The following is a 26,430-nucleotide window of genomic DNA, read 5'->3' as shown; positions in this document are numbered from 1 at the left end:
TCCTAGAGCGAAAGACTTCGTCGCCTGCAGCGCCGCCGCCCTCGTTCAGTGACGCGGCTTATACGGCTAACCCCCGCAAACAGTCAACAGCAACAAATAAAGTTTTTTGACATTTTTGTAACAGATTGATTCGAAAAGAGGATTCTCGCTGTCCGTTTGATTGGCACCGATCTCACACTGCGCGGCTTCGAGGCTGCAGCGCCAAAGCCCCATTAATGCTTCGAAAATACCGGGTTTCCGGATCGCCTTTATATAGGGATGGCGCGCCCTGAATGCCGGGACGGCTTGCGCAGCCTCCGGCGATCGCTAATTTCGCGGCAGTTTTCTTATAGAGTCGCACACCGTATGGCGGTGGGCGGATCGATCGACCGCAGGGGTGACGGACATAGTGTCTCTTCCAACATTGCCAGTCTCCGACGTCTTGCCCGCAATCGGCAGCGCGCTCGGCGAGTATCGCCGTGCCGTGCTTTCGGCGCCGCCGGGCGCTGGCAAGACGACACTGGTGCCGCTCTTCCTGCTGCAGCAGCTCTGGCGCGGCGACGGCAAGATCATTCTGCTTGAGCCGCGGCGGCTGGCGGCACGCGCTGCGGCAAGCCGCATGGCATCGCTGCTCGGCGAACAGGTGGGACAGACTGTCGGCTATCGCATGCGTCTCGACAACCGGATCTCGGCAGCCACGCGCATCGAGGTGGTCACCGAAGGCGTCTTTGCCCGGATGATCCTCGACGATCCGGAACTATCCGGCGTTTCGGCCGTGATCTTCGACGAATTCCATGAGCGTTCGTTGGATGCTGATTTCGGACTGGCGCTGGCGATCGACGTCCAGGGTGCGCTGCGCGAAGATCTGCGCATCCTCGTGATGTCGGCAACGCTCGATGTCGAGCGGGTCGCGGCTTTGCTCGGCAACCCGCCTGTCATCGAAAGCATGGGGCGCAGCTTTCCTGTCGAGATCCGCTATCAGGACCGGCCGGGCGGCGAACGCATCGAGGACGCGGTTAGCAAAGCGATCCTCGACTGCCACGCAAGGGAGAGCGGTTCGATCCTCGCTTTCCTTCCCGGACAGGCCGAGATCCTGCGTACTGCGGAGCGGCTGACCGGCCGGTTTGGCGACGAGACGCTGATTGCGCCGCTCTATGGCAATCTCAGCCAGAAGGAGCAGGATGCCGCGATCCGCCCGGCGCCGTCAGGCAAACGAAAGATCGTGCTCGCCACCTCGATTGCCGAGACATCCATCACCATCGACGGCGTGTGCGTGGTTGTCGACAGCGGATTGCAGCGGCTGCCTGTTTTCGAGGCCTCGACCGGAATCACGCGGCTCGAGACGGTGCGGGTCTCCCGCGCGTCCGCCGACCAGCGGGCAGGCCGTGCGGGGCGCACCGAGCCCGGCATCGCCATCCGCCTCTGGCATCAGGGCCAGACGGCGGCGCTGCCAGCCTTTACGCCGCCGCAAATCCTGTCGAGCGATCTCTCCGGACTGGTGCTCGATCTGGCGCATTGGGGCGTACAGGACCCTGCTACCCTCGCCTTTGCTGACCAGCCGCCGGCAACCACGCTTGCCGAGGCGCGGACACTGCTTGCCGATCTCGGCGCGCTCGGCAGCGATGGAGGCCTGACGGAGCGCGGCCGGACGATACGCGAGCTTGCGCTGCCGCCGCGGCTGGCAGCGATGGTGGTTTCGGCGGGCGAGAACGGTGATTCCAGGGAAGCGGCCTTGCTTGCCGTGCTGATGACAGAACAGGGACTCGGCGGAACGAGCCTCGATCTCGAGGATCGGCTGCGGCGGTTCAAGACGGAAAAAGGCGAGCGGGCCGAATCGGCACGCAGGTTGGCTCAGCGGCTGGCTGCCGGACTCGACAAGGCATCATCCCCGGCGCCGCCGACGGCTGGACAGCTGCTTCTTCATGCCTTCCCGGACCGGGTGGCGCTGCAGCGCGGCGCCCGCGGGCGCTATGTGATGGCGAATGGCCGCGGCGCGGAGCTTGCTGAAACCGAACGGCTGGCCGGCAGCCAGATGCTTGTGATTGCCGACCTGACGGGACGGGCTGCGCAGGCACGCATCCTTGCCGCCGCCGAGATCTCACGCGGCGATGTCGAAGCCGAGCTTCCCGGCGCCATCAAGAGCGGCGAGCAGACCTATTTCGATCTGGCGAGCAAGCAGGTGCGGGCCCGGCGGGCAACGCGGCTCGGCGCCATCGTCTTCGACGAGACGCCCTTGCCGAGGCCCAGCGGCGAAGCAGTCGGCAGAGCGCTGGCCGACGGCGTGCGCCAGCTCGGACTTGGGCCGCTGCCTTTTTCCAAAGAAGCCGCCCAGCTTCGCGACCGGATCGGCTTTCTGCACCGGACGATCGGCGATCCGTGGCCCGACATGAGCGATGGCGCGCTGCTGGCGCGGCTCGACGACTGGTTCGTGCCGTTCCAGGGCGAGGCCCGCGGCTTTGCCGAAATCTCCGCAGGCTCGTTATCGAACGGCTTGATGGCACTCGTACCGCACGCCCTGCAGCGCGATCTGGCGCGGCTGGCGCCGACGCATTTCGAGGCCCCGACCGGGCAGCGCCATCCGATCCAGTATGACGGCGAGGAGCCGCTGCTGACGATCCGGGTTCAGGAGCTTTTCGGCCTCCGGGAGCATCCGGCGATCGGCGGTGGGCGCCTGCCGCTGCTTCTCGAATTGACATCGCCAGCGCACCGGCCGATCCAGACGACACGCGACCTGCCGGGATTCTGGGCCGGATCGTGGAAGGACGTGCGTGCCGAGATGCGCGGGCGCTATCCGCGGCATCCCTGGCCCGAACGGCCGGAAGAGGCAGCGCCGACGACACGCGTGAAGCCGCGTGGTACATAAGGACATGACGATGGTGGATGACGCCGACAGCAAGACGCAGGAAGACAGGCATAGCAGCCGCAGGCTCCGGCTGCAGACGATCGTGCGATTGCGCTGGCTTGCAGTCGCCGGTCAGGCGGTGACGGTCTTCATCGTCGCCTTCTGGCTGAAATTTCCCCTGCCTCTGATCGCCAGCTGCTCACTGATTGCCGCGCTCGCCTGGGTCAACTTCTATCTGACCATTCGTTACCCGGCGACACATCGCCTGGAGCCGCCGGCTGCCTTTGCGCTGCTCGGGCTCGATCTGCTGCAGCTCTCGGCGCTGCTTTTCATCACCGGCGGGCTTGCCAATCCGTTCGCCGCTCTGGTCTGCGTCCCTGTCATCATCTCCTTTGCCTCGCAGCCGATCCGCTACAGCACGGCGCTGATCGTCTTTGCGATGGTCTGCATCACCATTCTTGCCTTCTCGCCCTTCCCGCTTCCCTGGTTCGACGGCGTCGAGATCAACGTCCACAATGTCATGCAGTTCGGCGTCTGGTGCTCGATCGCCTCGACAATGGCCTTTGCGGCCTTCTACGCCTACCGCGTGTCGATGGAGGCAAGCCAGCTTGCCGATGCCCTTGCGGCAACCGAACTGGTGCTGCAGCGGGAGAAGCATCTCTCGCAGCTCGACGGTCTTGCCGCCGCCGCCGCCCATGAACTCGGCACGCCGCTGGCGACGATCAGCGTCGTTGCTAAGGAGATGGAACGCGAGCTGAAGGACGACGACCGGTTTCGCGAGGATGTGCAGCTGCTGCGCAGCCAGAGCGAACGGTGTCGCGATATCCTGAAACGGTTGACGAGCCTGTCTGCAGAAGGCGACGCGCATATGCGCCGGCTGCCGCTGTCGTCGATGGTCGAGGAGATCGTCGAGCCCTATCGCGAATCCGGTATAACGCTTGAGCTGATCGAGAAGAGCCCGCGCAAGGGCGAGCCGGTGACCGAGCGCAATGCCGGCATCATGTACGGTCTCGGAAACCTGATCGAGAATGCCGTCGACTATGCTCGCGAGAAAGTGACCATAACCGTCGAACACGACCATCGCCGCGTCCTGATCATCATCGAGGATGACGGCAATGGCTATGCACCCGACATCCTGACCCGGATCGGCGAACCCTACATGACGAAGCGGCAGAAGGAAGATACCGCAGGCGGCCTGGGTCTCGGGCTTTTCATTGCCAAGACGCTGCTCGAACGCTCCGGCGCGGCGCTGGTCTTCGAGAACCGCGATCCCGAAAGCGAGGGCGCCCGGATCCGTGTCGAATGGCCGCGCATGCTGATTGATGCCCATTCGACAAAATGACTTTATCGGCATAAAGACATGAACAGTTGACGTATATCAGGGCGCGCAACCGCCGGGATTGAAGACCATGAACGAACAGACCAGCGAAATCCTTGCAATCTCCGAGCACGATATCGGGCCGGATGCGAGCCTGTTGATCGTCGATGACGACGGCCCGTTTCTGCGGCGTCTGGCGCGGGCTATGGAAACACGGGGCTTTGCGGTCGAGACGGCCGAGTCCGTTGCGGAAGGTGTTGCGAAGTCGAAGGCGCATCCGCCGAAATATGCGGTGGTCGATCTTCGTCTCGGCGATGGAAACGGGCTCGACGTGATCGAAGCGATCCGCCAGCGCCGCGATGATACCCGCATCATCGTCTTGACCGGCTACGGCAATATCGCCACGGCAGTGACTGCGGTGAAGCTCGGTGCGGTCGATTATCTTGCCAAGCCTGCCGACGCCGACGACGTGTTTGCCGCACTGACGCAGCGGCCGGGTGAAAAGGCCGAACTGCCGGAGAACCCGATGTCGGCCGACCGGGTGCGCTGGGAACATATCCAGCGCGTCTACGAGATGTGCGAGCGCAATGTTTCGGAAACGGCGCGGCGGCTCAACATGCACCGGCGGACGCTGCAGCGCATTCTCGCCAAGCGCGCGCCGAAGTAGGCGCGCCTAAAAAACAGTCCTCAGATATCGTCGATGGCGAGCGGCTTGCCGTTCGCCCATTCCGCCATCATCAGCCTTTGTGCGGCGGCGCGCGAGAAATTCAACATCACCGACTTGCGGGTTGCCGGTGCCAGACGGTGTTCGGGCGCCTCGCGGATCATGTGCGCGCCATAGCCGTCGGAAAGAAACAGGCCGCATTCCTCCGGGAAGATGTCGAGCGGAACGTCTTTGTGAGTGGCGAAGAAAAGCCGGTCGCAATGCGCGCGGTATTCCGGCCATTTGCGATCGACTCTGAAGTCCTCGATCGACGTCTTGATCTCGATGATCCAGATTTCGCCCTTCTCGGAAATGGTGATCAGGTCGGCCCGCCTGCCGCTTGCCAGCGGCAGTTCGGGAAGCAAAGCGTGGCGCATGTCGTGAAGTAAAATCTGAGTCCCGCGGCGCACAAGCATAGCTCTGTCCGATTGCCGGCCATCTATTAACGGATTGTTATTGTAAACGCTCAAAATCGTCATGGATAACCGCCGGAAGAGGGTGCTTGTTGTTGCAAAAAAGCAATGCGCTTTTAATTTGCCGCTGCGGGTAACTTTTGTCGCGATGCAGCATCTTGCAAAGCCGAAGTTAATCGAAAATAAACCATAATCAAAGATGGTTCGGCGACCCCTCCCTGATTGCCCAAAAACTTAAGAGATATCCATGCGCATCCGCAATGCATTTCCTGTATTCGGCCTGATGGCAACACTTGCCCTCGCCGGTTGCTCTACCAGCTCCGAGAGCGCTTCCGTCGAAGATAAGGCCGCTGGCCCGACTGTCCAGACGGCGCAGATTTTCGACGACGCCTATGGCGTCAAGACGGATGCCGGATACTCACTGCCCGCCATCCCGATCCAGCGCGTGAAGCCGGAATTCCGCCGCCAGATCGTCAGTTACCAGAGCGACGAGCGCCCGGGCACGATCATCGTCAATACCCGCGAGCGGCACCTCTACTATATCCTGCCCGGCGGCAAGGCGATGCGCTACGGCATCGGCGTCGGCAAGGCAGGCTTTGCATGGGCAGGCACCGCCTACGTTGCCTGGAAGCAGGAATGGCCGAACTGGCACCCGCCGAAGGAAATGGCGGTCCGCCGTCCTGAGATCGCCAAGTATGTCGAAAACGGTATGGATCCGGGCCTGACCAATCCGCTCGGCGCCCGCGCCATGTATCTCTTCAACGAGCAGGGCCAGGACACGCTGTTCCGCCTGCACGGCACGCCGGAATGGGCTTCGATCGGCACCGCCGCTTCGTCGGGCTGCATCCGCCTGATGAACCAGGACGTGATCGACCTCTACAGCCGCGTCCGTCCGGGCCGCGCGACCTCGAAGGTCATCGTTATTCAGTAAGCGCTTTGCCTGATACACGACAAGAAAAGGCCGCCGGAATTGCTTCCGGCGGCCTTTCTCTTTGATGTCTGCAAGCCTCAGGCCCGTTGCGCGGCTTTCAGCTCCAGCCGGCGGCGATGGAGAACCGGTTCGGTGTAGCCGTTCGGCTGCTCCCGGCCCTTGAGCACCAGATCGACGGCGGCCTGGAAGGCAATCGAGCGATCGAAATTGCCGGCCATCGGCTGGTAGGCGGCGTCGCCGGCATTCTGCTGATCGACGACGGCGGCCATTCGCTTCATCGTCTCGACGATCTGCGCTTCGGTGACGACCTTGTGATACAGCCAGTTCGCCATGTGCTGGGCGGAGATGCGCAGCGTCGCACGGTCCTCCATCAGGCCCACGTTGTTGATGTCAGGGACTTTCGAGCAGCCGACGCCCTGGTCGACCCAGCGGACGACATAGCCGAGAATGCCCTGGGCGTTGTTGTCGAGTTCGCGCTGGATTTCCTCGGGCGTCCAGTTCGGCCGCGGCGCGACGGGCACGGAGAGGATATCCGACAGCTTTGCCCGAGCCCGGTCTTTCAGGCCGCGCTGAACGCCGGCAACATTGATCTTGTGATAATGCGTGGCATGCAGGGTTGCGGCTGTCGGCGATGGTACCCAGGCCGTGTTGGCACCCGCTTTCGGATGAGCGATCTTCTGTTCCAACATCGCCGCCATCAGGTCGGGCATCGCCCACATGCCCTTGCCGATCTGCGCGTGGCCGGAGAGGCCGCATTCGAGACCGATATCGACGTTCCAGTTCTCGTAGGCCGAGATCCAGGCCGCCTGCTTCATGTCTCCCTTGCGGATCATCGGCCCTGCTTCCATCGAGGTGTGGATTTCGTCGCCGGTGCGATCGAGGAAACCGGTGTTGATGAAGACGACGCGCTCCCGCGCGGCACGGATGCATTCCTTGAGATTGACCGTTGTGCGGCGCTCTTCATCCATGATGCCCATCTTGATGGTATTCGTGGGCATGCCGAGCAGTTCCTCGACGCGGCCGAAGATTTCGACGGCGAAGGCGACTTCCTCGGGGCCGTGCATCTTCGGCTTGACGACATACATCGAACCCTCGCGCGAGTTCTTGCGACGGCCGTTCGGGCCGACGTCGTAAAGCGCGATCAGACCCGTCACGACCGCGTCCATGATCCCCTCGGGCACTTCGTTGCCATCGCGGTCGTGGATCGCAGGATTGGTCATCAGGTGGCCGACATTGCGCACCAGCATCAGCGAGCGGCGGTGCAGCTCGAAGGTGGAGCCATCGGGCGCCGTGATCTCACTATCCGGATTGAGCTTGCGGATGAAGGACGAACCGCCCTTCGAGACTTCCTCCTGCAGATCGCCCTTCATCAGGCCAAGCCAGTTCCTGTAGACGACGACCYTGTCTTCGGCATCGACGGCAGCGATCGAATCTTCGCAGTCCATGATGGTCGTGATCGCCGATTCCAGCCAGACATCCGAGATGCCAGCTGGATCGGTCTTGCCGATGGCCGTCGATGCGTCGATGACGATCTCGATGTGAATGCCGTTGTTCTTGAGCAGGATGTGGGTGGGCGCTTCAGCAGAGCCCCGGTAGCCGGCGAAATGTGCGGCGTCCTTCAGCGGCAACGCTTCTCCATCGACGTCGGTGATCGCAAGCGTCGAGTCTACCGTCAGGCCGCCGACATCCTTCCAGGAGCCGCCTTCGAGCGGTACGGCACTATCGAGGAAGTCGCGAACCCAGGCGATGACCTTTTCACCGCGCTTCGGATTGTAGCCCCTGCCCTTCTCCGCACCACCGGTCTCGGGAATAGCATCCGTGCCGTAGAGCGCATCGTAGAGCGAGCCCCAGCGGGCATTGGCGGCATTCAGCGCGTAACGGGCGTTCATGACCGGAACGACGAGCTGCGGACCAGCAATCGAAGCAATCTCGGCATCGACATTGCTGGTCGAGACGGTGAAATCAGAGCCCTCGGGCAGGAGGTAGCCGATCTGGCGCAGGAACGCCTCGTAGGCTTCCATATCAACGGGCGCGCCGTTCTTGCGGTACCAGCCGTCGATCTCGGCCTGCAGTCTGTCGCGCTTGGCGAGCAGCTCGCGGTTCTTCGGCGCTAGATCGTGGACGATCTTCGAGAAGCCGGCGAAAAATGCTTCCGCGTCGAGGCCAAGGCCAGGCAGCGCTTCCTTGACGAGAAAATCATGAAGGACGGGCTCTATCGACAGGCCGTGCTTTTCAATGGTGCTCATACAATATTCCTCCGGCAGACGGAAAAGGGTGATGGTGCCACTTTGCGCCGCTTTCATTCATAGTCAATTGTTCAATAGTTAGAAAGATTTATGCCTAAGAAGAAACAGTGCGGGCGGTGACCCGCATCGGCAGGCCATTCTGCGGCTGCGTCGTCAGTTTCTGTACCGGCCACGGGTTGGTTTTCTCGGTGACATCGAAGCGAAAGCGCTTCATCAGCACCGCAAGCGCAATCACCGCTTCCTGCAACGCGAATGTCGCGCCGATACAGACGCGCGGTCCGGCTCCGAAGGGCAGGAACTGAAAGCGGCCGATCTTGCCGCGGTTTTCCGGCAGGAAGCGTTCGGGCATATAGGCGCGCGGCTTATCCCAATAGAGTTCGTGGCGGTGCAGCGTCCACGGCATGATCAACACCGTCATGCCGGCATGGATATCGACGCGCTCGCCCTTGGCATCGGTCCAGCTGTCATCGGAGATGGCCGCACGGTTGATCGACGGCGCCGGCGGATAGAGGCGGAGCGCCTCCTCGAAGGCCGCCCGGGTCACCGGCATCAGATCCAGCCATTCGACCGGCTCTGCACCGCTTGCGAGAACACGGTCGATCTCCTCCTCCATCGCGTCGCGGATATGCGGGCTATTGGCGATGCAATAGAGCGTCCAGGCGAGCGCACGGGCCGTGGTTTCATGACCGGCGCCGATGAAGGTCAGGATATTGTCCTCGATCTCCTCGTTCGTCAGGCCATCGGGCCCCGCCTGCTCGAGCAGCAGCGTCAGGAAATCCTCAGGCACGGCGGCGCGGTCGGCGCGCATCTGCTCGAGGCGCAGATCCATAGTCTTGTGGACCATGTTGCGGAACTGATCGAGAATCTTCTGGCCGCCGATCCGCGTGACGCGCGGCACCCAGGACGGCGCCCGCATCAGATCCATCGGATCGACGCGGCCCATGCGGTGCAGCAGCGCATTGACGTCACCGGCGAAATTATCCGAGACCGAGGCGATCTCGCCTGAAAACAGCGTCTCCGCGAGGATCGCGAAGGTGAGCTCGGTCATATCGGCGGCGATATCGAAATTGCCGCCATCGTCATACTTCACCGCGTAGGCTTCCGACTGCTGCAGCATCTGCCCGGCAAAGCCCTTCGCATGCCGCGGGGTGAAGACGGGTGCTACCGCCTTGCGCGAGCGCTTCCACACCGGACCTTCGGCCGTCAGCAGACCATCACGCAGGATTGGCCGCAGCACCAGCTGGCGAATATCCGACATCCGGTAGTTCGAAGCATTGTCGACCAGCACATGCTTGATGAGGCCGGGATCGTTGACGATGATCGTGCTGTCACGGAAGAAGCGCGTCTTGATCCAGGGCAGCGTGTAGGACGGCTCGCCCCACAGCTCTAGCGGATTGCGCAGGATGGTGCGGATGATCTCCAGCCGTGACGGCGGCACGCTGCGCGGCACCGGTGCGGGTGGGACGAAGGGATCCGGGCGCATGTCCATGATATTTCAGCCTTTCGTGGAAGATTTTAGCCTTCCCGGCAAGGCAGAAGGTTAGTTCAGTGCCTTCAGCTCGTCCAGCTTGTCGTTGATCAGCCAGCCGTAATAGTTCTCTTCCGGCCAAACTGTCGCACCGCCGTGGTTTTTGGCTGCGATCGCCGAAGCACGCTGGCGGGAGTTGCCGACATTGTAGAGGGTCGCCGTCAGACCCGGGTTATCGGAAATATCCATGCCGGCGATCCGCTTGTAGTCGTCGATCGAGGTGCGGACGGATGCGGCGACGAAGGCCAGAGAAATATCCGGCTGCATGATCGCCTTGTAAACGCCGCTGGCATCCTTCTCGCTGAGCTTCGGATAGCCCGAGACTCGGGTGACGAGATCGGAGAGCATCAGGGCTGTCAGCGGATTGATTTGCCCAAGGCCGAAAGTCTGCCCGGCATAGAAGGGCTGGAAGAAGACGGCGCTGAAGCGGTTGTCCGGAAATTTCTTGCCGCCGACCGTCTTGCCGCGGAAGTCGGTTTCCCAGACGTCCTCGCGGCAGCTCCAGAGCTGGTAGGAATCGCTTTTGCCGTTGCATCCGGCAAATTCCGGGCGGCCGATGAAGGTATCGACATCCTCGCCGTCATAGGCAAAACGGAAGCTTTCGCCTGCGTAAGACGCTGCCTTGACGTAATAGGACTGCAGCCGGTCGTAGGCATCGACATTGTAGGTGTGCTCGCCGACAAGCGCGCCGATGATATGGATCGGTTCGATACCATAGGCGGCGGCGGTCTTGCGGATCTTGCCCATCAGCTCGTGATCTGTCGACAGAAGCTCGTAGATCTTCTCATACTTGCGATCGAAGGTCGTCTTGGTGCCCTTGGTGCGGCGGACCGAAGCGCCGGGGACCGGCGGCTGCTCGACATTGCGATTGCCGGGCGGCACGGTCTGCATGGCATAGGCCGGCGCCGAGGCGAAGGCCGTTATGGCGATCAGAAGGCATGTCAAAAGGCGTCGCACGATCCGCTATCCCGTCGAGTTTGTCGTCCTGTCTGCGAAGCGCGGTGACTGAACCAGAATCTTGTCCTAATAAAGCCGCGTCCGCAAAAGAAACCGGGCCCTTCACTAAAAAGTAAAAGGCCCGCTGTCGAGGGTTCGATCGTCAAAATCGCCTGCGCGAAACGCAAAGCATTTCGCGCATTGAGAAATTTAAAGAATGAAGCGCGAGAGATCGGTATTGTTGGCGAGATCGCCGACATGCTCCCGGACGTAGTCCGCGTCGATGGTCACGGCGCTGCCGCCACGATCGGGCGCATTGAACGAGATTTCGTCCAGCACACGCTCCATGACCGTCTGCAGGCGGCGGGCGCCGATATTCTCGACCGTCGAGTTCAGGTGAACCGCAACATCGGCAAGCGCGTCGATCGCGTCGCTGGTGAAGTCGAGGCTTAGTTCTTCCGTCTGCATCAGCGCCCGGTACTGGCGGATGAGGCTGGCCTCAGTTTCCGTCAGGATGCGGCGGAAATCTTCCTTGGTGAGCGGCCGGAGCTCGACGCGGATCGGCAAGCGGCCCTGCAGTTCCGGCAGAAGATCCGAAGGCTTCGAGACGTGGAAGGCACCGGAAGCGATGAAGAGGATATGGTCGGTCTTGACCGGGCCATACTTTGTGGAAACCGTTGTTCCCTCGACCAGCGGCAGCAAGTCGCGCTGAACCCCTTCGCGGGACACGCCAGCACCCATGCCGCCATCGCGGGCGGCGATCTTGTCGATTTCGTCGAGGAAGACGATGCCGTCGTTCTCGACGGAACGAACCGCCTCGCGCTGGATGACTTCGTTGTCGATCAACTTGTCGGATTCGTCGCGGATCAGATCGGTGTAGGATGCCTTGACCGTCGTGCGGACCTTTTTGGTACGGCCGCCCATCGCTTTGCCGAACATATCGGACAGGTTCAGAACGCCGATATTGGCGCCGGGCATGCCGGGGATATCAAAGCCGCCCATGCCTGAACCGGAATCGGCGACTTCGATATCGATTTCCTTGTCGTCGAGCTCGCCGGCGCGGAGTTTCTTGCGGAAGCTGTCGCGCGTTGCGGGCGAGGCCGTGGCGCCGACCAGGGCATCGAGCACGCGTTCTTCGGCGCTCATATGTGCCTTGGCTTCGACTTCGACGCGCTTCTTGTCGCGAATGAGCCCGATGCCGATCTCGACGAGGTCGCGGATGATCTGTTCGACATCGCGGCCGACATAGCCGACTTCGGTGAACTTGGTGGCTTCCACCTTGATGAAAGGCGCGCCGGCGAGCTTCGCAAGACGGCGGGAGATTTCCGTCTTGCCGACGCCTGTCGGGCCGATCATCAGGATATTCTTCGGCATCACTTCATCGCGCAGGCTCTCGTCGAGCTGCTGGCGGCGCCAGCGATTGCGCAGGGCGATCGCCACGGCGCGCTTGGCGTCGTGCTGACCGATGATGTGACGATCGAGCTCGGATACGATCTCGCGTGGTGAAAAGGTGGTCATGGCGTCCTTTCGGCTTTCCCGGTCTCGCCGTCCGTCGTGGCCCGGCTTTCGGGAACCCTTCTGATTTAAGTGGCCGTTACTCGGCGTCGAGCGTTTCGACGATGATGTTGTGATTGGTATAGACGCAAATATCGGCAGCGATATCGAGCGACCTGCGCGCGACTTCTTCCGCCGACTTGTCGGAATCCAGCAAAGCCAGCGATGCGGCGAGCGCAAAATTGCCGCCCGAGCCGATGGCCATCGTACCATGTTCCGGCTCCAGAACGTCGCCGTTGCCGGTGACGGCAAGGGTGACGGTCTTGTCGGCGACTAGCATCATGGCTTCGAGATTGCGGAGATATTTGTCGGTACGCCAGTCCTTGGCGAGCTCCACGGCGGCGCGCATCAACTGGCCCGGATACTGCTCCAGCTTCTTTTCGAGACGCTCGAGCAGCGTGAAGGCATCGGCGGTGGCGCCGGCGAAACCGGCGATCACTTCGCCACCTTTGCCGATACGGCGAACCTTGCGGGCATTGCCCTTCATGACGGTCTGGCCGAGGCTCACCTGGCCATCGCCAGCCATGACCACCTTGCCGCCTTTTCGAACTGTAATAATCGTTGTCATAAAACATCCTTGCCCGGGGCCGGGCGGTTTTGTGCGGGCCGCTCACCGGCCCTGTTGAGACCTATGTAAGTGGGCTTCGGCCGATTGCAAATGGTGCCGTTTTTCTGCCGCCCCGCTTCTGGATATTTTAGGGAACGCCTGATATGGAACCCGCGTCATTCCCGATGGAGCAGCCATATGGCCGAGACCGCAGCAAGCCGCACGGGCGCCGTTTCCCGCAAGACCAACGAAACCTCGGTTTCGGTTTCGGTCAATCTCGACGGCACCGGCAAGTCGAAGATTTCGACGGGCGTCGGCTTCTTCGACCATATGCTCGACCAGCTGTCGCGACATTCGCTCATCGACATGGAGATCGAGACGCAGGGCGATCTGCATGTCGACGACCATCACGCTGTCGAAGACACCGGGATCGCGATCGGCCAGGCAATTTCGAAAGCGCTCGGCGACCGGCGCGGCATCACCCGCTACGCCTCGATCGACCTTGCCATGGACGAGACGATGACAAAGGCCGCAGTCGATCTTTCCGGCCGCCCTTTCCTCGTCTGGAACGTTTCGTTCAGCGCGCCGAAGATCGGCACGTTCGATACGGAGCTTGTCCGCGAATTCTTCCAGGCGCTCGCGCAGAACGCCGGCATCACCTTGCATGTTCTCAACCAATATGGTGCCAACAACCACCATATTGCAGAGACCTGCTTCAAGGCCGTTGCCCGCGCGCTGCGTACGGCGACAGAGATCGATCCGAGACAGGCGGGCCGTGTTCCCTCGACGAAGGGCACGCTCGTCTGAGCCCCTTAAGGGAGCTTGACGACATTGACTTCCAGCTATCTGTTTCTCACCGCGCCTGACGGAGCCGATACCGGCCACGAGAAGACGCGCGTCATCCGCGACGGCTTCACGTTTCTTGGTTTCTTCTTCCCATGGCTGTGGCTGCTGGCTCATCGCCTCTGGCTGCACGCCGCCGCCGCCTTTCTCGCACAGGCTACCGGTGGCGTTCTGATGGAGCGGCAGGGTCTGTGGCCGGCCGGCTTTGCGATCACGCTCGCAGCCAGCCTGATCGTTGCGCTCGAGGGGCAGAACTTTCGTATCCGCAGCCTCGCCGCCAAGGGCTGGAACGAGGATGCCGTCATTACGGCCGACTCCGTCGATGCGGCCGAAGAGATCTATTTTTCCGGTATAGAGACCATCGAGCAGGACAGCAGCGTGCCGGCACCGGAATGGGAGCGACATCGACGCTCCACCGGCCGCCACGGCAACGCTACGTCGCTTGGTCTCTTTGGTTTTGATGGAGGACGCTGATGCGCGTCGCAATTATCGACTACGGCTCGGGCAATCTGCGCTCGGCAACGAAAGCCTTTGAACGCGCAGCGCGCGAGGCAGGCATCGACGCCCATATCGACCTGACGGATAAGGCGGAAGACGTTGCCGCCGCGGACCGGATCGTGCTGCCCGGCGTCGGCGCCTATGCCGATTGCCGCCGCGGCCTCGATGCTGTGCCTGAGATGGCCGAGGTGCTTGTCGAGGCGGTCGAGAAGAAGGCCAAGCCCTTTCTCGGCATCTGCGTCGGCATGCAGCTGATGTCATCGCGCGGCTTGGAGAAGACGGTCACCCAGGGCTTCGGCTGGATACCCGGCGACGTCAAGGGAATGACGCCTGACGATGCCTCGCTGAAGATCCCGCAGATCGGCTGGAACACGCTCGATATCAGGTCTCCGCATCCGCTCTTCGACGGTATCCCGACCGGACCGGACGGGCTGCATGCCTATTTCGTGCATTCTTATCATCTGGCGGCAGAAAATGCGTCTGATGTCATCGCAACCACCGGGTATGGCGGTCCGATGACCGCCTTTGTCGGCCGCGACAACATGGTGGGCGCCCAGTTCCATCCGGAGAAGAGCCAGAAGCTTGGCCTCGCCCTGATCACCAATTTCCTGCGCTGGAAGCCGTAAGGCTCGCGCGAAGCAAGGACAGACATCATGATCCTCTTTCCCGCCATCGACCTGAAGGACGGCCAGTGCGTCCGTCTGAAGCTCGGCGATATGGACCAGGCGACGGTCTACAATCCCGACCCTGCCGCACAGGCCAAGGCTTTCGAAGACCAGGGTTTCGAATGGCTGCATGTCGTCGATCTCAACGGCGCCTTTGCCGGTGAAAGCGTCAACGGCGCGGCTGTCGATGCGATCCTGAAGGCAACGAAGAACCCGGTACAGCTCGGCGGCGGTATCCGCACACTCGACCATATCGAGAGCTGGCTGTCGCGCGGTCTGGCGCGCGTCATTCTCGGCACGGTCGCCGTTCGCGATCCGGCACTGGTCATCGAGGCCTGCAGGGCTTTTCCGGGCCGCGTTGCCGTCGGCATCGATGCCAAAGGCGGCAAGGTCGCCGTCGAGGGATGGGCCGAGGCCTCGGAGCTCGGCATTATCGAGCTGGCGAAGAAATTCGAGGGCGCCGGTGTCGCGGCGATCATCTATACCGACATCGACCGCGACGGCATCCTTGCCGGCATCAACTGGACCTCGACGTTGGAACTTGCCGAAGCTGTTTCGATTCCCGTGATCGCCTCGGGCGGCCTCGCTTCGATCGCCGATATCGAGCGGATGCTGCAGCCGGATGCCCGCAAGCTCGAAGGCGCGATTTCCGGCCGCGCCCTCTATGATGGCCGTATCGATCCGGCGGAAGCGCTTTCGCTGATCAATGCGGCGCGCGCCAAGGAGATTGCACAATGACGCTGAAAGCCCGTGTCATCCCCTGCCTCGACGTCAAGGACGGCCGTGTCGTCAAGGGCGTCAACTTCACCAATCTGATCGATGCCGGTGACCCCGTCGAGGCCGCGAAAGCCTATGACGCTGCCGGTGCCGACGAACTCTGCTTTCTGGACATCACCGCTTCATCGGACAATCGCGAGACGATATTCGACGTCGTCTCGCGTACCGCCGAACAGTGCTTCATGCCGCTGACGGTCGGTGGCGGTGTTCGCAGCATCGGCGATATCCGGAAGCTGCTGCTCTGCGGCGCCGACAAGGTCTCGATCAATTCGGCCGCTGTCAACAACCCTGATTTCGTCGCCGAAGCTGCCGACAAGTTCGGCGACCAGTGCATTGTCGTCTCGATCGACGCCAAGCGCCGCCGCACGCAAGCCGTCGGCCAGGACAACCTCAGCGCCTGGGAGATCTATACCCATGGTGGCCGCAACGCGACCGGCATCGATGCCGTCGAGTTCGCGCAGAAGATGGTTGCCCGCGGCGCCGGGGAATTGCTCGTGACGTCGATGGATCGCGACGGTACCAAGATCGGCTACGATCTGGAACTGACGCGGGCGATTGCCGACAGCGTTCGCGTGCCCGTCATCGCCTCCGGCGGCGTCGGCAGCCTCGACGATCTTGTGGCGGGTGTGAAGGAAGGCCATGCGACGGCGGTGCTGGCCGCGTCGATCTTCCATTTCGGCACCTATTCCGTCGGCGAAGCGAAGCGCTATATGAATTCAAACGGCATTGCGATGCGGCTCGACTGAGTGAAAGCGATAGAATGAGCGGATTTTCCCTTTCCGATCTGGAAAAGATCGTCGATGAGCGGTCGAAGGTTTCACCGGACGAATCCTGGACGGCCAAGCTTGTCCGGGCCGGGCAGCCGAAAGCAGCCAAGAAGCTGGGTGAGGAGGCAATCGAAGCCGTAATGGCGGCGGTGACCGATGACAGGGCCAACCTCACCTACGAGTCAGCCGATGTCCTCTATCACCTATTGGTCGTATTGAAGATTGCAGGCATTCCGTTGCAGGATGTCATGGCCGAACTTGAGCGGCGGACCGCTCAGTCCGGCCTCAAGGAAAAGGCCAGCCGGCAGAGTTCATGAGTATCGTGTCGCAAATCATCGGAGCGCCCGAGGCGCTCGATCACTTCCAGGCGAATGCCTATTCGCCCTATCACTTCTTTTCCTCCGAGGAATGGTCGAAGTTCCGCGCCGATACGCCGCTGACACTGACCAGCGAGGAAGTCACGCGGCTGCGTTCGATGGGCGACCCGATCGACCTCGACGAAGTCAGGCGCATTTATCTCTCGCTATCGCGCCTGCTGTCCTCGCATGTCGAATCCTCGCAGCTGCTCTTCGAACAGCGCAACCGCTTCCTCAATCTTGAGGGCGTGGCCAAGACACCCTTCGTGATAGGCATTGCCGGATCGGTTGCCGTCGGCAAATCGACGACCGCGCGCGTACTGAAAGAGCTGCTGCGCCGCTGGCCGTCGAGCCCGAAGGTTGACCTGATCACCACCGACGGCTTCCTGCATCCGAACGCCGTACTTGAGCGCGAAAACCTGATGCAGCGCAAAGGTTTTCCTGAAAGCTATGATACCGGAGCGATCCTGCGCTTCCTTTCGGCGATCAAGGCGGGACAGGCGGACGTCAAGGCGCCCATCTACTCGCACCTCGTCTATGACGTCATCCCGAACGAATACAAGATCATCGACCGGCCTGACATCCTGATCTTCGAAGGCATCAACGTGCTGCAGTCGCGTGACCTGCCGGCGGATGGCAAGATCGTGCCAATGGTCTCGGATTTCTTCGACTTCTCGATCTATATCGACGCTGAGGAAAAGCAGATCCATAACTGGTACGTGCATCGCTTCATGCGCCTGCGCGAAACCGCCTTCCGCGACCCGAACTCCTACTTCCACCGCTATGCCTCGATCAGCGAAAAGGAAGCGCTTGGGATTGCCGAGGGGCTCTGGGCCAACATCAACCTGAAGAACCTGCGCCAGAACATCCTGCCGACCCGCCCCCGCGCCGATCTGATCCTGCGCAAGGGACCAAACCACCTGATCGAACAGGTGGCTCTCAGGAAGCTTTAGCCGGATTCACGGCGTCACACGCCTTAAAGTGAGGTTGATCCGGCCGCCACTTTTCAGCAGCGTCGAGGTGGCGGGATAGATGCGATCGACACCGTGGAAGCAGAGGCGACCCTCGCCGCCGAGGACGATCACGTCGCCGCTTGCGAGCTTCAGCGACTGGGTGCGGTCGGTCCGCGCGGTTCCCCCGACGCGGAAGAGGCAGGTGTTGCCGAGAGAGATGGAAACGACCGGCGCCCGGAGATCCTGCTCGTCCTTGTCCTGGTGCAGGCCCATCTTGGCGTCGTCGGCGTAGAAATTGATGAGGCAGGCCTGCGGCGGCAGGTGATAGCCGGAAACGTCGTTCCAGAGATCCATGAGTGCGTCCGGGATCGGCGGCCAGGCCTCTCCGGTCAGCGGATGGACCGGCTGATAGCGATAGCCGCGCCCCTTGTCCGTCACCCACCCAAGCTCGCCGCAATTGCTCATGCGCACCGACATCGGTTTGCCGGTGCCGGGCATCACAGGCGTGAACAGAGGCGCGGCGGAGACGATCTCGCGGATCGTCTCGATCATCGTCTCCTGAGCGGGGCGATCGAGATAGCCTGGAAAATGCCTGATTCCGCCGGAGATTTCGAGCATATCAGTCTCCTGCCGGCCGGCCGCGCATCTTCTTGACCTCGGAGCGGCCCGACTTTTCCTTGAGGCGGCGCTCGACGGAGCCTTTTGTCGGCCGGGTCTTCTTTCGCGGTGGCGGCGGTGGTTTGGCGGCTTCGAGAACCAGTTCCTTGAGGCGCTCGCGGGCATCCTCACGATTGCGGTCCTGGCTGCGAAAGCGGCTTGCCTCGATCATCAAGACGCCGTCCTTCGACATGCGTCTTCCGGCGAGCTTGATGGCGTTTGCCTTGACGCGGTCCGGCAGGGACGGCGAGTTCTCCAGGCTGAAGAACAGCTGGACTGCAGTGGACACCTTGTTGACGTTCTGCCCGCCGGGGCCACCCGCCAGAACGAACTGTTCCGTCAGCTCCCATCCCGCGATGGTAATCCGGTCGTTGATATAGAGCGCGTCGCTGGCCATGCCTGACCTATCTCACATCATCCGGACTTTTGGAAGACGCAAAGAAAAACCCGGCAGTCGCCCGCCGGGTTTCACGTGAATCATCAGCCGTTTAGATTACTCGGCAGCGATCTTCAGGCCCGGTGCCGCGTCACGCACGCCACCATCGACATGTTCCTCGAACTTGGCGAAGTTGGCGATGAACATGCCAACCAGCTTTTCGGCCTGACGGTCGTAGGCAGCCGCATCGGCCCAGGTCGAGCGCGGATCGAGGATACCGCTGTCGACGCCAGGGACGGACACCGGAACGGCGAAACCAAAGTTCGCATCGGCGCGGAAGTCGGCCTTGGCGAGTTCGCCCGAGAGAGCCGCAGCCAGCAAAGCGCGTGTCGCCTTGATGGGCATGCGCTTGCCGGTGCCATAGGCGCCACCGGTCCAGCCGGTGTTGACGAGCCAGCATTCGACGCCGTGACGGCCGATCAGCTCCTTCAGCAGATTGCCGTATTCAGCCGGATGACGCGGCATGAAGGGGGCGCCGAAGCAGGTCGAGAAGGTTGCTTCCGGCTCGGTCACGCCCTTTTCGGTACCAGCGACCTTTGCGGTGTAACCGGACAGGAAGTGATACATGGCCTGTTCAGGCGTCAGGCGGGCAATCGGCGGCATGACGCCGAAGGCGTCCGCCGTCAGCATGATGATCGTCTTCGGATGCGCGGCAAGGCCGGTCTTCGAGGCGTTTGGAATGAAGTCCAGCGGATAGGCGCAACGGGTATTTTCCGTCAGCGAGCCATCGTCGAAATCCGGCTCGCGCTGTTCGTTCAACACGACGTTCTCGAGAACAGTGCCGAAGCGCTGCGTCGTCGCGTAAATCTCTGGTTCGGCTTCTGCCGAGAGACGGATGGTCTTGGCATAGCAACCGCCTTCGAAGTTGAAGATACCGTTTTCGCCCCAGCCGTGCTCGTCATCGCCGATCAGCGTACGGGCCGGATCGGCCGACAGCGTCGTCTTGCCGGTTCCCGAAAGGCCGAAGAAGACCGCACTATCGCCATCCGGACCGGCATTGGCCGAGCAGTGCATCGGCATGACGCCCTTGGCCGGAAGCAGGTAGTTGAGGACGGTGAAGACCGACTTCTTCATTTCACCGGCGTAGGACGTGCCGCCGATCAGCACGAGACCCTTGGTCAGGTCGCAGGCAATGACCGTTTCGCTACGGCAGCCATGGCGGTCAGGATCAGCCTTGAAGCTCGGCAGATCGATGATCGTCAGCTTCGGCACGAAGGTCTTCAGTGCTTCGAGCTCCGGGCGGATCAGCAGATTGCGGATGAACAGCGAGTGCCAGGCAAACTCGGTGACGACACGCGACGGCAGAGCATGACCGGCATCGGCACCGCCGATCAGGTCCTGCACGAAAAGCTCCCTGCCCTTTGCGTGAGCCAGCATGTCGGCATGCAGCACGGCGAAGTGCTCCGGCGACATCGGCTTGTTGTTGTCCCACCAAATCTGCGCTTCGGTATCGGCATCGCGAACGACAAACTTGTCGCGCGGCGAACGGCCGGTGTGCCGGCCGGTCAACGCGCGCAGCGCGCCCTGGGCGGTGAGTTCGGCTTCTCCACGGCGAATCGACTCCTCATAGAGGGAGGCGGCGGTAAAGTTATAGCGAACGCTTGCAGCGCCCTCCAAACCGATCGTCGCCAGCGCTACCGCCGGGTTATGAACTCCGAACGTTTCCATCGCTCTTCCCTTTGCTCAGGCATACAGCCGTTAAAACTGACGCGAACCTAAGATGGGGAATTTTAAAAAGCAAGAGAGTGTAATTCGAAAAGTGTAATGATATCATATATTTAATCGATTTAAATAAGAATCGTTATTTTTAAATCGTTTGAACTGGATGGTTTGGTTCAGTATGTCGCACCACCTTTGATTGCGGCCGGAATATTCGAACAATCCGCCCCTTTATCTTTGCCACAATTTGTTCCACCTTTATCCTCCATAAGCGCATCCGGCTGGAGAGGCCGCCTGGGGACATCAAAAATCCGGGAGATGCGCATAAATGACGGAGACGAACACCATGCCGACAATCGCGCTCGTTGACGACGACCGCAACATCCTGACGTCAGTGTCGATCGCACTGGAAGCCGAGGGATATAAGGTCGAGACATATACGGACGGCGCTTCGGCGCTCGATGGTCTCATCGCCCGTCCGCCGCAGCTCGCCATCTTCGACATCAAGATGCCGCGCATGGACGGGATGGAGCTTCTGCGCCGCCTGCGCCAGAAGTCCGACATGCCGGTCATCTTCCTGACATCCAAGGATGAGGAGATCGATGAGCTCTTCGGCCTCAAGATGGGTGCCGACGATTTCATCACCAAGCCGTTCTCGCAGCGCCTGCTGGTCGAGCGTGTCCGCGCCGTGCTGCGCCGCGCCTCGAGCCGGGAAGCAGCCGCGGCCGCAGGCACAAGCGGTACCGCGCCGAAGCCCGGTGCAGCACAGCCCGCCCGCTCGCTGGAGCGTGGGCAGCTGGTCATGGACCAGGAGCGCCACACCTGCACCTGGAAAGCCGAACCGGTGACGCTGACTGTCACCGAATTCCTGATCCTGCATTCGCTTGCGCAGCGCCCGGGCGTCGTCAAGAGCCGCGATGCGCTGATGGATGCCGCCTATGACGAGCAGGTCTATGTCGACGACCGCACCATCGACAGCCACATCAAGCGGCTGCGCAAGAAATTCAAGATGGTCGACAACGATTTTGATATGATTGAAACGCTCTACGGAGTGGGTTACCGCTTCCGCGAAGCAGCCTGACGCGTTACCGCGGGGCACATGAGTATTGTTGAGGGCTCGCTGGCCGTACATCCGGCCGCGCCCTCCGAAAGGGCCTGTCGTTGGCACAGTTGGTGCAGGAAAGGGATCTGGACGATGCGGATGGCGTAACCGGCCGCCGCGTCCGGGGAAGGCGCTGGTCGCATCCCTTCACCATCATCCGCCGGATCTTCGGCAATGCCGTCTTTTCGAGCCTAACGCGCCGGATCCTGTTCTTCAATCTGGCGGCGCTGCTCGTCCTCGTCGGCGGCATTCTCTACCTCAACCAGTTCCGCGAAGGGCTGATTGACGCGCGTGTCGAAAGCTTGCTGACGCAGGGCGAAATCATTGCCGGCGCGGTCTCCGCTTCGGCATCGGTCGATACAAATTCGATCACCATCGATCCGCAGAAGCTGCTGGAACTACAAGCCGGCCAGAGCATCACCCCAGTTCCGAACGACGAAGATCTGGAATTTCCGATCGATCCGGAAAAGGTGGCGCCGGTTCTCCGTCGGCTGATCTCGCCGACCCGCACCCGTGCTCGCATCTTCGACGCCGACGCCAATCTGCTGCTCGATTCCCGCCATCTCTATTCCCGCGGCCAGGTGCTCCGTTTCGATCTTCCGCCAGTCGAGGAAGAGAAGCAGACATGGGGCGAATGGTTCACCACCCTGTTCAACAAGGCGCTGCAGCCCGGCAATCTGCCGGTGTACAAGGAAGCGCCTGGTGGCGACGGCTCGATCTATCCTGAAGTGATGAATGCGCTGACCGGCGTGCGCGGCGCAGTGGTGCGCACCACTGAGAAGGGCGAGCTGATCGTCTCGGTCGCCGTGCCGGTGCAGCGTTTCCGCGCGGTTCTCGGCGTGCTTCTGCTTTCGACCCAGGCCGGCGATATTGACAACATCGTTCACGCGGAACGTCTGGCGATCATGCGTGTCTTCGGTGTCGCGACACTCGTCAACGTTCTGCTGTCGCTCGTTCTGTCGTCAACGATTGCCAATCCGCTGCGCCGCCTGTCGGCAGCCGCGATCCGCGTCCGGCGCGGCGCTAAGGAGCGCGAGGAGATCCCCGACTTCTCCGCCCGCCAGGACGAAATTGGCAATCTTTCGATCGCGCTGCGCGAAATGACGACGGCACTCTACGACCGTATCGATGCGATCGAGAGCTTTGCCGCCGATGTCAGCCACGAGTTGAAGAACCCGCTGACCTCTCTTCGAAGCGCGGTCGAGACGCTGCCGCTGGCGAAATCCGACGATTCCAAGAAGCGGCTGATGGATGTCATCCAGCATGATGTTCGCCGCCTGGATCGCCTGATCAGCGATATTTCCGACGCCTCGCGTCTCGATGCCGAACTGGCGCGCGTCGATGCCCGCTCGGTCGATCTGGAAAAATTCCTGACCGATCTCGTCGACGTCTCCAGGCAGATCCGCAGCAAGAACAAGGATGTGCATATCGAGCTGGTGATCGAGCGGAAGCCGGGGGTAAAGACCCGCTTCGTCGTCAACGGCCACGACCTGCGCATCGGCCAGATCGTCACCAACCTGATCGAGAATGCCCGCTCCTTCGTTCCCCAGGAAGGCGGCCGGATCATCGTGCGGCTGGTGCGGACCCGTTCCCGTTGCCTCGTCTATATCGAAGACAACGGTCCGGGCATCCAGGCCGAGAACATCGATCGCATTTTCGAGCGCTTCTATACTGACCGGCCTGAGTCGGAAGGCTTCGGGCAGAATTCCGGTCTCGGCCTTTCGATCAGCCGCCAGATTGCCGAAGCCCATGGCGGCTCGCTGCGCGCCGAAAACATTATCGATGCGGAAAGTGCCGAGGTTCTTGGCGCCCGCTTCATCCTCGCCCTGCCCGCGGCTGCCAATAGCTGATGCGCGCGCCGGTCAACGTTCACGCGACGGCGATAAAGATCAACGGCACCGGGCTGCTGTTTTCGGGTCCATCCGGCTGGGGCAAGTCGACGCTCGCCTTCACCTGCCTGACCGAGGCGAAACGGATCGGCCTCGACGCCGTCCTCGTTGCCGACGATCAGGTGTTTCTCGAGAACCGGGACGGGCAGATCATCGCCCGGCGGCCTGATTCGATCGCCGGGCTAATCGAACTTCGCGGCACCGGCATCGTGGCGCTGGACAGCATTGCCGACGCTACCATGCATTTCGCCATCCTGCCCGGCAGCGCCTCCGGCGAAAATCGCCTGCCGCCGGAAAATGAGCAAATGGAGGTCGCCAGTGGCTTTCTGCTGCCGGTCATCCGGCTGCTTGGCGGTACCCGGCTGCCGCTCGCGGTTCTGATGGCGAAAGCCCCGGAAATCGGTCGATAATGCCTCATAATCCGGCAGAATTGCCTGCGATCTCCGCATTTTTGTCTTGCACTTCGGCTTTTGATCGCCAAGATGTGCCCCCACCGGTGGACGCGATTGTTGCATTGCGATATTGGGGCCGCGGTTGATATGCCATTGGGAGCAGTTAAATCATGATCGGACTTGTGCTTGTCACTCATGGCAAGCTGGCTGAAGAGTTTCGTCATGCTGTCGAGCATGTCGTCGGTCCTCAGAAATTCATCGAGACGGTCTGCATCGGCCCCGAAGACGATATGGATCAGCGGCGGCAGGATATTCTTCAAGCTGTCGCCGGCGCCGATGACGGTCATGGTGTGGTGATCCTGACCGATATGTTCGGCGGTACGCCTTCCAACCTTGCTATCTCGGTGATGAGCAGCGGCCATACCGAAGTGATCGCCGGTATGAACCTGCCGATGCTGATCAAGCTCGCTGGCGTCAGAGGCGAGAACAACATGGAAAAGGCCCTGGCTGAAGCTTCGGAAGCCGGCCGGAAATACATCAACGTCGCGAGCCGCGTTCTCAGCGGAAAATAACGGGCCTTCATGACCACGACGCAGCTCTCCCGGGAACTCCTCATCATCAACAAGCGCGGTCTTCATGCACGCGCCTCAGCGAAATTCGTCCAGATGGTCGATACGTTCGACGCTGCGATCACCGTGTCCAAAGATGGCATGACCGTCGGCGGTACGTCGATCATGGGCCTGATGATGCTTGCCGCGAGCCCCGGCTCGACCGTTCTGGTCACCGCCAGCGGCAATCAGGCGATCGAAGCCCTCGACGCCCTGGATCAGCTGATCCAGAACAAGTTCGGCGAAGAGATCTGATCCACTCGTCATATAACCATATAAAGACTTCTTTATATCTTTATTGCCATGGTCCCTGAAGCCTGATAAACGGCTGGCATGGCCGTGCATAAGGCACGTGTTGGCGCTGCGCGATATTTGCGGCGCAGGTTTGATTTTGAGATGCTTTTCAGCTGGAGACCTCAATGAGCACTGAAAAAGATTATGTCGTCGCCGATATCGGTCTTGCAGATTTCGGCCGTAAGGAAATTACGATCGCCGAAACCGAAATGCCGGGCCTGATGTCCAGCCGCGAAGAATTCGGCCAGTCGAAGCCGCTGAAGGGCGCGCGCATCACCGGCTCGCTGCACATGACGATCCAGACCGCCGTTCTCATCGAGACGCTGACGGCGCTCGGCGCCGAAGTTCGCTGGGCCTCGTGCAATATCTTCTCGACGCAGGATCACGCTGCTGCTGCGATCGCCGCTGCCGGCATCCCGGTCTTCGCGATCAAGGGCGAGTCGCTCGAAGACTACTGGACCTATACCGACAAGATCTTCCAGTGGGCTGATGGTGGCTTCTCCAACATGATCCTCGACGATGGCGGCGACGCGACCATGTACATCCTGCTCGGCGCCCGCGCCGAAGCCGGTGAAGACGTGCTGTCGAACCCGCATTCCGAGGAAGAAGAAATCCTCTTCGCGCAGATCAAGAAGCGCCTTGCCGCATCGCCGGGCTGGTTCACCAAGCAGCGCGACGCAATCAAGGGCGTCACCGAAGAGACCACCACCGGCGTCAATCGCCTGTACCAGCTGCATGCCAAGGGCCTGCTGCCGTTCCCGGCGATCAACGTCAACGATAGCGTCACGAAGTCGAAGTTCGACAACAAGTACGGCTGCAAGGAATCGCTCGTTGACGGCATCCGCCGCGGCACCGACGTGATGATGGCCGGCAAGGTTGCCGTCGTCTGCGGTTACGGCGATGTCGGCAAGGGTTCTGCCGCCTCGCTCTCCGGCGCCGGCGCCCGCGTCAAGGTCACCGAAGCCGATCCGATCTGCGCATTGCAGGCTGCCATGGATGGCTATGAAGTCGTTCTGCTCGAAGACGTCGTCTCTTCGGCAGACATCTTCATCACCACGACCGGCAACAAGGACGTCATCCGCATCGACCATATGCGGGCGATGAAGGACATGGCGATCGTCGGCAATATCGGCCACTTCGACAACGAAATCGAAGTTGCGGCGCTGCGTAACCTCAAGTGGACCAACGTCAAGCCGCAGGTCGACCTGATCGAGTTCCCGAAGGGCAACCGCATCATCCTGCTGTCGGAAGGACGCCTGCTGAACCTCGGCAACGCCACCGGCCATCCGTCCTTCGTGATGTCGGCCTCCTTCACCAACCAGACGCTGGCGCAGATCGAGCTCTTCACCAAGCCCGACCAGTATTCCAACCAGGTCTATATCCTGCCGAAGCACCTCGACGAGAAGGTCGCCCGCCTGCATCTCGGCAAGCTCGGCGTCAAGCTGACCCAGCTTTCTGAAGAACAGGCTGCCTATATCGGCGTGAAGCCGCAGGGCCCGTTCAAGGCTGACCACTACAGATACTAATCGTATCGCCA

At 61.4% G+C, this 26,430-nt stretch carries 26 protein-coding genes; 17 read left to right on the top strand and 9 right to left on the bottom strand.

The features are described 5' to 3' along the window. Positions 1 to 376 precede the first annotated feature (376 nt). The 3 genes from hrpB to AC1DJO_RS12670 all read left to right on the top strand — a co-directional run bounded on the left by hrpB (position 377) and on the right by AC1DJO_RS12670 (position 4,806). Positions 377 to 2,842 carry an ATP-dependent helicase HrpB gene (hrpB, locus tag AC1DJO_RS12680; protein ID WP_477970834.1) on the top strand — a complete coding sequence of 822 codons (2,466 nt, stop codon included), beginning with the start codon at positions 377 to 379 and terminating at the stop codon, positions 2,840 to 2,842. 10 nt (positions 2,843 to 2,852) lie between these two features. Then, positions 2,853 to 4,163 carry an ActS/PrrB/RegB family redox-sensitive histidine kinase gene (locus tag AC1DJO_RS12675; RefSeq protein WP_112540498.1) on the top strand — a complete coding sequence of 437 codons (1,311 nt, stop codon included), beginning with the start codon at positions 2,853 to 2,855 and terminating at the stop codon, positions 4,161 to 4,163. A 67-nt stretch (positions 4,164 to 4,230) separates the two neighbouring features. Then, entirely contained in the window at positions 4,231 to 4,806 is a 576-nt protein-coding gene (locus tag AC1DJO_RS12670; RefSeq protein WP_112386052.1) for an ActR/PrrA/RegA family redox response regulator transcription factor, read from the top strand. A 20-nt stretch (positions 4,807 to 4,826) separates the two neighbouring features. Here AC1DJO_RS12670 and AC1DJO_RS12665 read toward each other — a convergent pair whose 3' ends face one another. After that, positions 4,827 to 5,321 carry an MmcB family DNA repair protein gene (locus tag AC1DJO_RS12665; RefSeq protein ID WP_112386051.1) on the bottom strand — a complete coding sequence of 165 codons (495 nt, stop codon included), beginning with the start codon at positions 5,319 to 5,321 and terminating at the stop codon, positions 4,827 to 4,829. 181 nt (positions 5,322 to 5,502) lie between these two features. Between AC1DJO_RS12665 and AC1DJO_RS12660 the strand changes: the two genes are divergently transcribed. Further along, the gene (locus AC1DJO_RS12660; RefSeq protein WP_112386050.1) at positions 5,503 to 6,186 is read left to right on the top strand and encodes a L,D-transpeptidase; all 684 of its coding nucleotides are present in this window, start codon (positions 5,503 to 5,505) and stop codon (positions 6,184 to 6,186) included. Between the two features lie 77 nt (positions 6,187 to 6,263). Here AC1DJO_RS12660 and AC1DJO_RS12655 read toward each other — a convergent pair whose 3' ends face one another. The 5 genes from AC1DJO_RS12655 to hslV all read right to left on the bottom strand — a co-directional run bounded on the left by AC1DJO_RS12655 (position 6,264) and on the right by hslV (position 13,018). Beyond that, positions 6,264 to 8,432, bottom strand: coding sequence for a malate synthase G (locus tag AC1DJO_RS12655; RefSeq protein ID WP_477970831.1), 2,169 nt, complete (start codon positions 8,430 to 8,432; stop codon positions 6,264 to 6,266). A gap of 94 nt (positions 8,433 to 8,526) precedes the next feature. Further along, on the bottom strand, positions 8,527 to 9,921 hold the full coding sequence (locus AC1DJO_RS12650) for a cytochrome P450 (RefSeq protein ID WP_477970829.1): 1,395 nt from the start codon (positions 9,919 to 9,921) through the stop codon (positions 8,527 to 8,529). A gap of 51 nt (positions 9,922 to 9,972) precedes the next feature. Further along, positions 9,973 to 10,917: a DUF1402 family protein gene (locus AC1DJO_RS12645; RefSeq protein WP_477970825.1), complete on the bottom strand. Its 945-nt coding sequence runs from the start codon at positions 10,915 to 10,917 to the stop codon at positions 9,973 to 9,975. Between the two features lie 189 nt (positions 10,918 to 11,106). Then, positions 11,107 to 12,414 carry an ATP-dependent protease ATPase subunit HslU gene (hslU, locus tag AC1DJO_RS12640; RefSeq protein ID WP_477970823.1) on the bottom strand — a complete coding sequence of 436 codons (1,308 nt, stop codon included), beginning with the start codon at positions 12,412 to 12,414 and terminating at the stop codon, positions 11,107 to 11,109. Between the two features lie 76 nt (positions 12,415 to 12,490). Further along, on the bottom strand, positions 12,491 to 13,018 hold the full coding sequence (gene hslV / locus AC1DJO_RS12635) for an ATP-dependent protease subunit HslV (RefSeq protein ID WP_477970821.1): 528 nt from the start codon (positions 13,016 to 13,018) through the stop codon (positions 12,491 to 12,493). 177 nt (positions 13,019 to 13,195) lie between these two features. Between hslV and hisB the strand changes: the two genes are divergently transcribed. The 7 genes from hisB to coaA are packed head-to-tail and all read left to right on the top strand — an operon-like array spanning position 13,196 to position 17,856. Beyond that, a complete protein-coding gene (hisB, locus tag AC1DJO_RS12630; protein ID WP_477970819.1) occupies positions 13,196 to 13,804 on the top strand; it encodes an imidazoleglycerol-phosphate dehydratase HisB in 609 nt (202 codons plus the stop codon). 24 nt (positions 13,805 to 13,828) lie between these two features. Further along, positions 13,829 to 14,314, top strand: a complete 486-nt coding sequence (locus AC1DJO_RS12625) for a DUF2628 domain-containing protein (RefSeq protein WP_477970817.1) — start codon at positions 13,829 to 13,831, stop codon at positions 14,312 to 14,314. Continuing rightward, a complete protein-coding gene (gene hisH / locus AC1DJO_RS12620; RefSeq protein WP_477970815.1) occupies positions 14,314 to 14,964 on the top strand; it encodes an imidazole glycerol phosphate synthase subunit HisH in 651 nt (216 codons plus the stop codon). Before AC1DJO_RS12625 ends, hisH begins: the two co-directional genes overlap by 1 nt. Before the next feature lie 27 nt (positions 14,965 to 14,991). After that, positions 14,992 to 15,741: a 1-(5-phosphoribosyl)-5-[(5-phosphoribosylamino)methylideneamino]imidazole-4-carboxamide isomerase gene (gene hisA, locus AC1DJO_RS12615; RefSeq protein WP_477970813.1), complete on the top strand. Its 750-nt coding sequence runs from the start codon at positions 14,992 to 14,994 to the stop codon at positions 15,739 to 15,741. Further along, entirely contained in the window at positions 15,738 to 16,526 is a 789-nt protein-coding gene (gene hisF / locus AC1DJO_RS12610) for an imidazole glycerol phosphate synthase subunit HisF (protein WP_477970811.1), read from the top strand. Before hisA ends, hisF begins: the two co-directional genes overlap by 4 nt. Positions 16,527 to 16,540: 14 nt before the next feature. Next, positions 16,541 to 16,864: a phosphoribosyl-ATP diphosphatase gene (locus AC1DJO_RS12605; RefSeq protein ID WP_477940963.1), complete on the top strand. Its 324-nt coding sequence runs from the start codon at positions 16,541 to 16,543 to the stop codon at positions 16,862 to 16,864. Next, positions 16,861 to 17,856 carry a type I pantothenate kinase gene (coaA, locus tag AC1DJO_RS12600; RefSeq protein ID WP_477940964.1) on the top strand — a complete coding sequence of 332 codons (996 nt, stop codon included), beginning with the start codon at positions 16,861 to 16,863 and terminating at the stop codon, positions 17,854 to 17,856. Before AC1DJO_RS12605 ends, coaA begins: the two co-directional genes overlap by 4 nt. A gap of 6 nt (positions 17,857 to 17,862) precedes the next feature. Here the strand turns inward: coaA and AC1DJO_RS12595 are convergent, their stop codons facing one another. The 3 genes from AC1DJO_RS12595 to AC1DJO_RS12585 form a co-directional block, all read right to left on the bottom strand. Then, the gene (locus AC1DJO_RS12595; protein ID WP_477970809.1) at positions 17,863 to 18,474 is read right to left on the bottom strand and encodes an alpha-ketoglutarate-dependent dioxygenase AlkB family protein; all 612 of its coding nucleotides are present in this window, start codon (positions 18,472 to 18,474) and stop codon (positions 17,863 to 17,865) included. A 1-nt stretch (position 18,475) separates the two neighbouring features. After that, positions 18,476 to 18,910, bottom strand: coding sequence for an alternative ribosome rescue aminoacyl-tRNA hydrolase ArfB (gene arfB, locus AC1DJO_RS12590; protein WP_112517926.1), 435 nt, complete (start codon positions 18,908 to 18,910; stop codon positions 18,476 to 18,478). Between the two features lie 96 nt (positions 18,911 to 19,006). Further along, positions 19,007 to 20,617, bottom strand: coding sequence for a phosphoenolpyruvate carboxykinase (locus AC1DJO_RS12585; RefSeq protein WP_477970807.1), 1,611 nt, complete (start codon positions 20,615 to 20,617; stop codon positions 19,007 to 19,009). Positions 20,618 to 20,954: 337 nt separating this feature from the next. On the opposite strand from AC1DJO_RS12585, the gene AC1DJO_RS12580 reads away from it, so the two are divergent. The 6 genes from AC1DJO_RS12580 to ahcY all read left to right on the top strand — a co-directional run bounded on the left by AC1DJO_RS12580 (position 20,955) and on the right by ahcY (position 26,419). Next, positions 20,955 to 21,689, top strand: a complete 735-nt coding sequence (locus AC1DJO_RS12580; protein ID WP_310296724.1) for a response regulator transcription factor — start codon at positions 20,955 to 20,957, stop codon at positions 21,687 to 21,689. A gap of 80 nt (positions 21,690 to 21,769) precedes the next feature. Then, on the top strand, positions 21,770 to 23,560 hold the full coding sequence (locus tag AC1DJO_RS12575) for a stimulus-sensing domain-containing protein (protein ID WP_477970805.1): 1,791 nt from the start codon (positions 21,770 to 21,772) through the stop codon (positions 23,558 to 23,560). Beyond that, the gene (locus AC1DJO_RS12570; protein ID WP_477970803.1) at positions 23,560 to 24,009 is read left to right on the top strand and encodes an HPr kinase/phosphorylase; all 450 of its coding nucleotides are present in this window, start codon (positions 23,560 to 23,562) and stop codon (positions 24,007 to 24,009) included. The genes AC1DJO_RS12575 and AC1DJO_RS12570 overlap by 1 nt, the downstream gene beginning before the upstream one ends. A gap of 152 nt (positions 24,010 to 24,161) precedes the next feature. After that, positions 24,162 to 24,563, top strand: coding sequence for a PTS sugar transporter subunit IIA (locus AC1DJO_RS12565; RefSeq protein WP_025584219.1), 402 nt, complete (start codon positions 24,162 to 24,164; stop codon positions 24,561 to 24,563). 9 nt (positions 24,564 to 24,572) lie between these two features. Continuing rightward, complete coding sequence (locus AC1DJO_RS12560; RefSeq protein ID WP_112386030.1) at positions 24,573 to 24,854, top strand: HPr family phosphocarrier protein; 282 nt, start codon at positions 24,573 to 24,575, stop codon at positions 24,852 to 24,854. 164 nt (positions 24,855 to 25,018) lie between these two features. Continuing rightward, positions 25,019 to 26,419, top strand: coding sequence for an adenosylhomocysteinase (gene ahcY / locus AC1DJO_RS12555; RefSeq protein ID WP_112386029.1), 1,401 nt, complete (start codon positions 25,019 to 25,021; stop codon positions 26,417 to 26,419). The last annotated feature ends 11 nt before the right edge of the window (positions 26,420 to 26,430 follow it).

It is taken from the genome of Rhizobium sp. 05N430, assembly GCF_056396985.1.
This window is presented reverse-complemented; position numbering and strand designations above follow the sequence as displayed.

Excerpts from the sequence above, each read along its gene's own strand:
- AC1DJO_RS12675 (WP_112540498.1), top strand. The coding sequence starts at position 2,853 with ATGGTGGATGACGCCGACAGCAAGACGCAGGAAGACAGGCATAGCAGC.
- hisH (WP_477970815.1), top strand. The coding sequence starts at position 14,314 with ATGCGCGTCGCAATTATCGACTACGGCTCGGGCAATCTGCGCTCGGCA.
- AC1DJO_RS12580 (WP_310296724.1), top strand. The coding sequence starts at position 20,955 with ATGCCGACAATCGCGCTCGTTGACGACGACCGCAACATCCTGACGTCA.
- AC1DJO_RS12670 (WP_112386052.1), top strand. The coding sequence starts at position 4,231 with ATGAACGAACAGACCAGCGAAATCCTTGCAATCTCCGAGCACGATATC.
- AC1DJO_RS12565 (WP_025584219.1), top strand. The coding sequence starts at position 24,162 with ATGATCGGACTTGTGCTTGTCACTCATGGCAAGCTGGCTGAAGAGTTT.
- hslV (WP_477970821.1), bottom strand. The coding sequence starts at position 13,018 with ATGACAACGATTATTACAGTTCGAAAAGGCGGCAAGGTGGTCATGGCT.
- hisA (WP_477970813.1), top strand. The coding sequence starts at position 14,992 with ATGATCCTCTTTCCCGCCATCGACCTGAAGGACGGCCAGTGCGTCCGT.
- hslU (WP_477970823.1), bottom strand. The coding sequence starts at position 12,414 with ATGACCACCTTTTCACCACGCGAGATCGTATCCGAGCTCGATCGTCAC.
- AC1DJO_RS12595 (WP_477970809.1), bottom strand. The coding sequence starts at position 18,474 with ATGCTCGAAATCTCCGGCGGAATCAGGCATTTTCCAGGCTATCTCGAT.
- AC1DJO_RS12560 (WP_112386030.1), top strand. The coding sequence starts at position 24,573 with ATGACCACGACGCAGCTCTCCCGGGAACTCCTCATCATCAACAAGCGC.
- arfB (WP_112517926.1), bottom strand. The coding sequence starts at position 18,910 with ATGGCCAGCGACGCGCTCTATATCAACGACCGGATTACCATCGCGGGA.
- AC1DJO_RS12570 (WP_477970803.1), top strand. The coding sequence starts at position 23,560 with ATGCGCGCGCCGGTCAACGTTCACGCGACGGCGATAAAGATCAACGGC.
- AC1DJO_RS12660 (WP_112386050.1), top strand. The coding sequence starts at position 5,503 with ATGCGCATCCGCAATGCATTTCCTGTATTCGGCCTGATGGCAACACTT.
- AC1DJO_RS12665 (WP_112386051.1), bottom strand. The coding sequence starts at position 5,321 with ATGACGATTTTGAGCGTTTACAATAACAATCCGTTAATAGATGGCCGG.
- hisF (WP_477970811.1), top strand. The coding sequence starts at position 15,738 with ATGACGCTGAAAGCCCGTGTCATCCCCTGCCTCGACGTCAAGGACGGC.
- coaA (WP_477940964.1), top strand. The coding sequence starts at position 16,861 with ATGAGTATCGTGTCGCAAATCATCGGAGCGCCCGAGGCGCTCGATCAC.
- hisB (WP_477970819.1), top strand. The coding sequence starts at position 13,196 with ATGGCCGAGACCGCAGCAAGCCGCACGGGCGCCGTTTCCCGCAAGACC.
- AC1DJO_RS12650 (WP_477970829.1), bottom strand. The coding sequence starts at position 9,921 with ATGGACATGCGCCCGGATCCCTTCGTCCCACCCGCACCGGTGCCGCGC.
- AC1DJO_RS12585 (WP_477970807.1), bottom strand. The coding sequence starts at position 20,617 with ATGGAAACGTTCGGAGTTCATAACCCGGCGGTAGCGCTGGCGACGATC.
- AC1DJO_RS12605 (WP_477940963.1), top strand. The coding sequence starts at position 16,541 with ATGAGCGGATTTTCCCTTTCCGATCTGGAAAAGATCGTCGATGAGCGG.
- ahcY (WP_112386029.1), top strand. The coding sequence starts at position 25,019 with ATGAGCACTGAAAAAGATTATGTCGTCGCCGATATCGGTCTTGCAGAT.